The sequence below is a fragment of the Qipengyuania pacifica genome, from assembly GCF_019857205.1.
Classification (GTDB): Bacteria; Pseudomonadota; Alphaproteobacteria; order Sphingomonadales; family Sphingomonadaceae; genus Qipengyuania; species Qipengyuania pacifica.
In genome coordinates, this window is record NZ_JAHWXO010000008.1 from 155,906 (window position 1) to 162,414 (window position 6,509).

Consider the following 6,509-nt stretch of genomic DNA (forward strand, 5'->3'; position numbering starts at 1 on the left):
CTTCTCACGTTCTCCCAAATAATCTATAAAACCCGCAGAAATCCTAGGGATTTGGCCCTTGGATCGTTCCGGATCGTCCCGCCTGTTCTCGGGGGTTCCAGACACTTTTGTGGGCCTTTTGAGGCCGTTTCGCAAAGGCCCAGATGAAAAGGCCCCCACATGCCGCTGACAGATACTCGCCTCCGCGCTCTCAAGCCCAAGGACAAACCGTACAAGGTAACCGATGAGCGCGGCCTATATGTCGAGGTCACGCCGACCGGCAGCAAGCTTTGGCGATTCCGATACCGGATCGGTGGTGCGCAAAAGAAGCTCTGCATCGGCAGCTATCCTGACATCAGCCTCAAGCAAGCCCGAGACGCAGCCTACGAGGCACGACGAGCTGTTGCTTCTGGGGGCGACCCGGCCTTTGAGAAGCGGAAGCGGAAAATCCGCGCCGAGTTCCTTTCTGCACAGACGTTCGAGGCAGTCGCGCGTGAATATATCGAGCAGATGATGGTCCAGAATGGCCGCGCCGATGGCACGATCGTCAAGGCCAATTATTTCCTCGACAAGCTTGCGCCTGCCATCGGTAACCGACCCATCCACGAGATCGAGCCGTTCGAAGTCCTGGCTCCTCTGAAACGACTGGAAGCCACTGGTAAGCACGAGACTGCGAAGAAATGCCGCTCGTTCGCAGGCCGCGTGTTTCGTTACGGTGTCGCTACCACCCGCTGCAAATCCGATCCGACCAGTATGCTGAAGGGCGCTCTCGTAACGCCGAGAGCCACGCATTATGCAGCAATCCTCGAGCCCACCGAGCTAGGCGGGCTGCTGCGCGCAATCGACGACTTCACTGGCTACATGGTGACCAAGTTTGCTTTGCAGATCGCGCCGCATGTGTTCGTACGTCCCGGCGAACTCCGCCACGCCGAATGGCATGAGATCGACCTGGTCGATGGGGTCTGGAAGATCCCTGCCGGTAAAATGAAAGCGCGCCGAGCGCATGCCGTCCCGCTGTCCAAGCAAGTTAGAGGTTATCTCACAGACCTGGCCGAGATGCTCGGCCGCGAAGGATATGTCTTCCCGTCTGCGCGCAGCTCCAAGCGTCCCATGAGTGAAAACACGCTCAATGCCGCATTTCGTCGCATGGGATATTCGAAGGAAGAAGTCACCGCGCATGGACTCCGGGCGACAGCATCGACATTCCTGAACGAGTCGGGCCTTTGGAATCCCGATGCGATCGAGCGTGCCCTGGCACATGGCGACAGCAATGTTGTGCGTGGCATCTACCATCGCGGCAAACATTGGGAAGAGCGCGTGCGCATGGCTCAATGGTGGAGCGACTACCTCGATGAGCTCCGGACAGGAGGAAAGGTCATCATGGGAAAGTTTGCGAATGGTTGATCGGAAGAACGAATTTCTTCTCAGCCAGTGCAGGATTGAAGGCTCAGGACGAGCCCTATCAGGGACACTGACGCGAGCAAGGCGAACTCAATTCTGATGCCCCAGACTTTAAGCCACTTCCGCATCGTGCTGAGCCTCAGTTCGCAGAGCTTTGGCAGCTAAGCTGATCGAACCGTTCAGCAACAGTCTTCCACGTTGCTATGCCTGCCTCGTCCCCTTCGTTGGAAAGTCGCTGGATCTGCTTTGCGATAAACGCGGCTCCCTCTTCGCCATGGTTCTTTTCGACCCAAAGTGCAACGGCCCACAATTCTTGATCGCGGTTCAGCACCATGGTTCACGTCGCCCGGTCCAGGTCCGCGCCAGCCCTTCGCTGACCAACTGATCGCCAAGCGAGCGGCCGCCGCGCGTTACGACCCGCAGTTTACGACCGTACTGATCCTCATCTCTGCTTCCGATGGTCCTCAGTTCAAAGGGTCCGCCATTGAGCAATTCGACAAGGCGATGCGTCGCGCGCATGCCGAGTTGGTATTCATAATCGCAACGAGGCTCGCTGATCTCTGGTGTATCGATGTCAGCAATGCGGATCTTTACGCCATCAAGCCAGAAGGTATCTCCATCCACGACGCATGTGCGCCGGACGGATCCGCAAATGTCGAATTGTGGGAAGCTCGCTTGCTGGAATAAAGTTTGAGGCTGCTGATCGTCGTTAGCAATGCTGGCATCATGGACTGGCCAGGTGAGTGCCAGCATCCCTCCAGCAAATACGATCGCGAATGCTCCCAATCCCAACGCGATCTCCTTTCTCAGCTTCCGGCGCTTCTGTGCCTTCAACGACTTGCGAAAATCGAACGGCTCACCGGGGGTCTCATTCACTAGCGTTGTCCGTTTTCATTCCGGCACATGATTTCAGACAATAGCCGGAAATCAGGCAGTTTCGTCAATTGTACGTACCAATTGCTTGCCAACGTCCCAACACGGACCGGACATATTGCGGTGTTTCACCGTTGCTGGGAATGCCGCGTGATCGGGAGACGGCACCTGGGCCCGCATTGTAACCAGCCAAGGCCAGGTGGACCGCGTCGAACCGGTCCAACATATCGCGAAGATACCGGGCGCCACCGTCGATCGATGCAAGAGGGTCATGACGGTTCCGGACGCCCAGTTCGCGCGCCGTGGCCGGCATAAGCTGCGCCAGCCCGGCAGCACCGGCTGGACTCACAGCCATCGGATTAAAGCGGGATTCAGCCCAGATAAGAGCACGAAGCAGGTTGGTCGGAAGCCCGTAACGGCGCTCAGCCTCGGCTATCGCCGCCATATACAGGCTTTCCCGATAGGATATGTTTGCTGGCTCGGCCTGGTAGATTGCAGGAAGATATTGCCTTGCCGGCTGCTGGTCCGTCTTCGGCGGAACGACCGCGTGTTCGAACAAGGTGAAATCCTGGGCGCGGACTTGCTGAGAGGAGGTCGCGATCATTCCCAAACAGGCGACCGCTATCGCGGTCCGACGATTGAGGCGGGTCATCTCGAGTGGTGCTCCATTGATTCGAATCGATATAGAACATAAGTAGAACATATGCCTGTAGGAAATCGGGAATTGGATTTTGGGGCTTTCGACCAAGCAAAAAGCGACATCGGGAGGTGCGATGCACGGGATTCGCGCAGGCTGATCGCGCAACAGCGCTGACTGTGCCGGCATCTGAGCGAAGAGAGCCGCGATATGCGCGCAGGCGACCGAAATTCGCGCGAATCGTCGGAGGAAGCTGATCGTTCCTTCCTCTATGTTCTCTAAATGTTCTTTTTGTTTTCCTACAGGCTTCCTTCGCGGTTAGCCGGAGAGTCGATCACTCTGGAGATAAGGATTCGTCGATGACCAACATGGCGCTCTTTGCCGAACAACAGGTTCGCGCCGACCTCGCCCGGCTGCTTTTGGCCGCCGTCGAAGCCAGCGGCCGTGCCCGCTGCGACATCGCTCGCGACGCGCAGATCCATAAGGATGCCCTGCGCCGTGTTCTTGCGGGCGAACGCTCGGCCAGCCTCGGCGAAGCCTTGCGCATTCTTGCCGCGAGCGGCGTCGCGCCGCACGCACACCTGCTCCTGTTCCTCGTCAGCGGCGGCGATCACGCGATTGCGTGGCTGCAATCGGACCTCGCGCAATTCTTCGAGGACTTTTCCGGCGAACTGCCTTCAGCGCTCGAGCGTGTCTTGGGCAACCAGGTTCACGATGTGAAGCCGCGCTGGGCCAAGGGGACCGCGCACCGCGTCGCCCGCTTGCTCTCCGACCACATCGACGAGCTCGAACGCAAGGATGCGCTGCTTGGCGATGTCTTTGCCGGTGCCGAGGGAGGCCATCGTGGGTGAAGAGATAGACAAAGGAGCGACCGAAACCCGGCGGGTGACGCGGCTCATTCGCCTGCCCGAAGTTCAGCATCGCGTCGGGCTTGGCCGTTCGACAATCTATCGCTGGATGGCCGAGGGCAAGTTTCCGAAGCCCGTGCAGCTGGGTGGATATGCGGTCGCATGGGCAGAAGACGAAGTGGAGGCCTGGATTTCGGACCGCCTGAAGTGACCGCTTATTGGTCTGGAGCTGACTGGTTGGAGGCGGACGTGCCATCGACAGGGGCAGTCAAAGGCATCCTTTGCGCGGTCGCCGGATCGAAGCAGTCGGCCCGATACCCTCGAGTATTGGGAGCGCTCGTCGCTGCAAGAACCGAGCTGATTTCGGAAGCCACCGGCGCCTATTAAGGAACATACAATATTGAGTAGGTCGAGCCGATCATGACAAAGTGCATCGAACAAGATTTCCCGTGTCAAAATCAAGAGTACGATGCGTTCGATCAAATAGCGCTCTTAGAACTAAGCCAGCCAATTTCTGCCCATGAGTTGGTGAACGAGAGCGCATTTTGTGCGGAACTGCCGGTCGACGACGAACTTCGTATTGGGAACATAACGTACAAGCTCTATCTTAAATTCCTCCGTGGTCAGACAGGCCTCTATCACCTGTGGGTAGACTATGACGCCTGCGACGACCATGGCAATTACACGATGTTATGCGTGTATGTCGGGAAAGGGTTTGCTGAGCTTCGCGTTGATAGCCACGTCAAAAAAATGGCCGAAGAATGCCCAGCTATACGTGACATTCACCAGCATGGAGAATCGTCTCTCTAAGTACTACGAGCAATTGTTTCTCGATGTGTACGATTTCGAATTAAACAACATTGAGAATTCTGGCGCAGAACATCTGTTTGCGGTTTGGGATGAGGAACGCCATCACTTGGAAACGCACTTGAATGAGGTTTCCAATCTGAGCAAAATTCAAAGTTTCGACGACTGGTAAGAAGTCGTAATCCGACCGGCCTCAGGTCGAACGAACTCCAGTCTACAGCCCACGCCGTTACCGGTCTGGACGTCTGGTGTTTTGGCGCAGAGCGGCGGCTATATTACACCCCAAAAGCGACCGCCGAGCACGAATATGGCCGCATGATTCTTCAAGAGATCGCACACCTGCGTGGAGCAATGAGAGCTTCCGGATCAGATCGGCTTAAAGCCTTCGAATTGGACATCGGCAGCGTGTCCCCGCCAGATGGGCCTTTCAACGTTTTCCGCCAACGCAAAGCCAAAAGATGCGAAATTCCCCAAGTGACTGAGAGCTTCGCATTGCTTAGCGATGGCCTCTACGTTGCTCGGGATCTGAGCCACCTTTTCTGGATATCGCGCTGCTCGTACGATTACCCACTCGGGTCCATTGTCTCCGACAAATCAGATGTTCGGATCGACGTTGGGATTTGAGTGAGTGGACATGATCTCGAAACCCTTCCTTTGGAGCCATTGCTTGACAACTTGAACTGCAAAATCAAGTAGTTCCCAGTCGGTAACCTCAATGAGTTCATCTGAGGCCAGGGAAAACGGATCGACCGATTGCGCGTTTCTAAGGTCGATCAAGCCCCAACCGCCCAACTGCGGTTTCCAGCCTGTCAGCGTCCTTCCCATCGGCCAGAGGTGACCTTCCCCCCGAAAAGTGGTCCGTTTTGAGAGTTAGGATTTCGGCTATTTACGGCTTGAAAGGGGCTGATGAATGGCACGGAAGAGATACACGCCGGAACAGATTATCGGGATACTGCGTGAGGCCGAAGTTCGGCTCTCGCACGGAGAGAAGATCGGGGAGATCAGCCGATCGCTGGGGATTTCGGAGCAGAGTTACTATCGCTGGCGACGCGAGTACGGTGGGCTGAAGGTCAGCCAGGCTCGGCGATTGAAGGATCTCAAGAAGGAGAACCAGCGGCTCAGGAAGGCGGTGTCTGATCTTACGCTCGATGCGCTGATCCTGAAGGAGGTTGTCGAGGGAAAGTACTGAGCCCTTCACGGCGTCGGCTGGCCATCGACCATGTGCAGGAGGCATTGGATATCTGCCAGCGCCGTGCCTGCCGGGTCGTTGCCCAGCACCGCTCGACCCAGCGCAAGCTGCCCGCACCACCAGCCGACGAGAAGCCGCTGACAGCTGCAATCATCCGGCTGGCCCAGCAATATGGTCGCTACGGCTATCGCCGGATCACGGCGCTGCTGCGCAATGAAAGTTGGTTGGTGAACGCCAAGCGGGTCGAGCGGATCTGGCGCCGTGAAGGGCTCAAGGTTCCGCAGAGACAGCCAAAGCGCGGGCGTCTGTGGTTCAACGATGGATCATGCGTGAGGCTGCGTCCGCAATATAGTGGCCATGTGTGGAGCTACGACTTCGTCATGGATCGCACCCATGACGGCAAGGCCTTCCGCATGCTTACCGTGATCGACGAGTACAGCCGCCAGTGCCTGGCGATCCATGTCCAGCGCAAGCTCAAGAGCGATGATGTCCTGGCCGTGCTGACCGAGCTGTTCCAACGCCATGGTCCGCCTGATCACATCCGTAGCGATAATGGCGCTGAGTTCACTTCTCATGCCGTGCGCGACTGGCTCTGGCGGATTGGTGTGAAGACTCTCTACATCGAACCCGGATCACCATGGGAGAATGGCTACAACGAATCCTTCAACGGCAAGCTCAGGGATGAGCTTCTCAACGGGGAGATCTTCTACACTCTGAAGGAGGCAATCATCCTGATCGAGCGCTGGCGTATCCACTACAACACCGTCCGGCCACA

At 57.0% G+C, this 6,509-nt stretch carries 8 protein-coding genes and 1 pseudogene; 5 read left to right on the forward strand and 4 right to left on the reverse strand.

Annotated features, from left to right (window positions below):
• Positions 1-159 precede the first annotated feature (159 nt).
• On the forward strand, positions 160-1,383 hold the full coding sequence (locus tag KYK83_RS13425; protein ID WP_222828596.1) for a tyrosine-type recombinase/integrase: 1,224 nt from the start codon (positions 160-162) through the stop codon (positions 1,381-1,383).
• Between the two features lie 136 nt (positions 1,384-1,519).
• On the opposite strand, the gene KYK83_RS13430 is transcribed toward KYK83_RS13425, so the two are convergent.
• From KYK83_RS13430 to KYK83_RS13440, 3 genes are all read right to left on the reverse strand, one after another.
• Positions 1,520-1,714, reverse strand: a complete 195-nt coding sequence (locus KYK83_RS13430; RefSeq protein ID WP_176267530.1) for a DUF6961 family protein — start codon at positions 1,712-1,714, stop codon at positions 1,520-1,522.
• The gene (locus KYK83_RS13435; protein ID WP_176267529.1) at positions 1,705-2,256 is read right to left on the reverse strand and encodes a thermonuclease family protein; all 552 of its coding nucleotides are present in this window, start codon (positions 2,254-2,256) and stop codon (positions 1,705-1,707) included. Before KYK83_RS13435 ends, KYK83_RS13430 begins: the two co-directional genes overlap by 10 nt.
• 64 nt (positions 2,257-2,320) lie before the next feature.
• On the reverse strand, positions 2,321-2,905 hold the full coding sequence (locus tag KYK83_RS13440; RefSeq protein ID WP_222828597.1) for a lytic transglycosylase domain-containing protein: 585 nt from the start codon (positions 2,903-2,905) through the stop codon (positions 2,321-2,323).
• Positions 2,906-3,249: 344 nt separating this feature from the next.
• Here KYK83_RS13440 and KYK83_RS13445 point away from each other — a divergent pair, with 344 nt between their 5' ends.
• The 3 genes from KYK83_RS13445 (at position 3,250) to KYK83_RS13455 (ending at position 4,548) form a co-directional block, all read left to right on the forward strand.
• Positions 3,250-3,741, forward strand: coding sequence for a hypothetical protein (locus KYK83_RS13445; protein WP_006834206.1), 492 nt, complete (start codon positions 3,250-3,252; stop codon positions 3,739-3,741).
• On the forward strand, positions 3,734-3,949 hold the full coding sequence (locus tag KYK83_RS13450) for a helix-turn-helix transcriptional regulator (RefSeq protein ID WP_006834205.1): 216 nt from the start codon (positions 3,734-3,736) through the stop codon (positions 3,947-3,949). The genes KYK83_RS13445 and KYK83_RS13450 overlap by 8 nt, the downstream gene beginning before the upstream one ends.
• Before the next feature lie 209 nt (positions 3,950-4,158).
• Positions 4,159-4,548: a hypothetical protein gene (locus tag KYK83_RS13455; protein ID WP_196793211.1), complete on the forward strand. Its 390-nt coding sequence runs from the start codon at positions 4,159-4,161 to the stop codon at positions 4,546-4,548.
• 363 nt (positions 4,549-4,911) lie between these two features.
• Here the strand turns inward: KYK83_RS13455 and KYK83_RS17665 are convergent.
• Positions 4,912-5,370 (reverse strand): annotated as a pseudogene (locus KYK83_RS17665) (hypothetical protein).
• Between the two features lie 85 nt (positions 5,371-5,455).
• Here KYK83_RS17665 and KYK83_RS13465 point away from each other — a divergent pair.
• A protein-coding gene (locus tag KYK83_RS13465) for an IS3 family transposase (RefSeq protein ID WP_248284462.1) occupies positions 5,456-6,509 on the forward strand; the annotation gives its coding sequence in 2 pieces (ribosomal slippage) (positions 5,456-5,714 and positions 5,714-6,509; 1,055 coding nt annotated over the 2 pieces). This gene is flagged as partial in the annotation.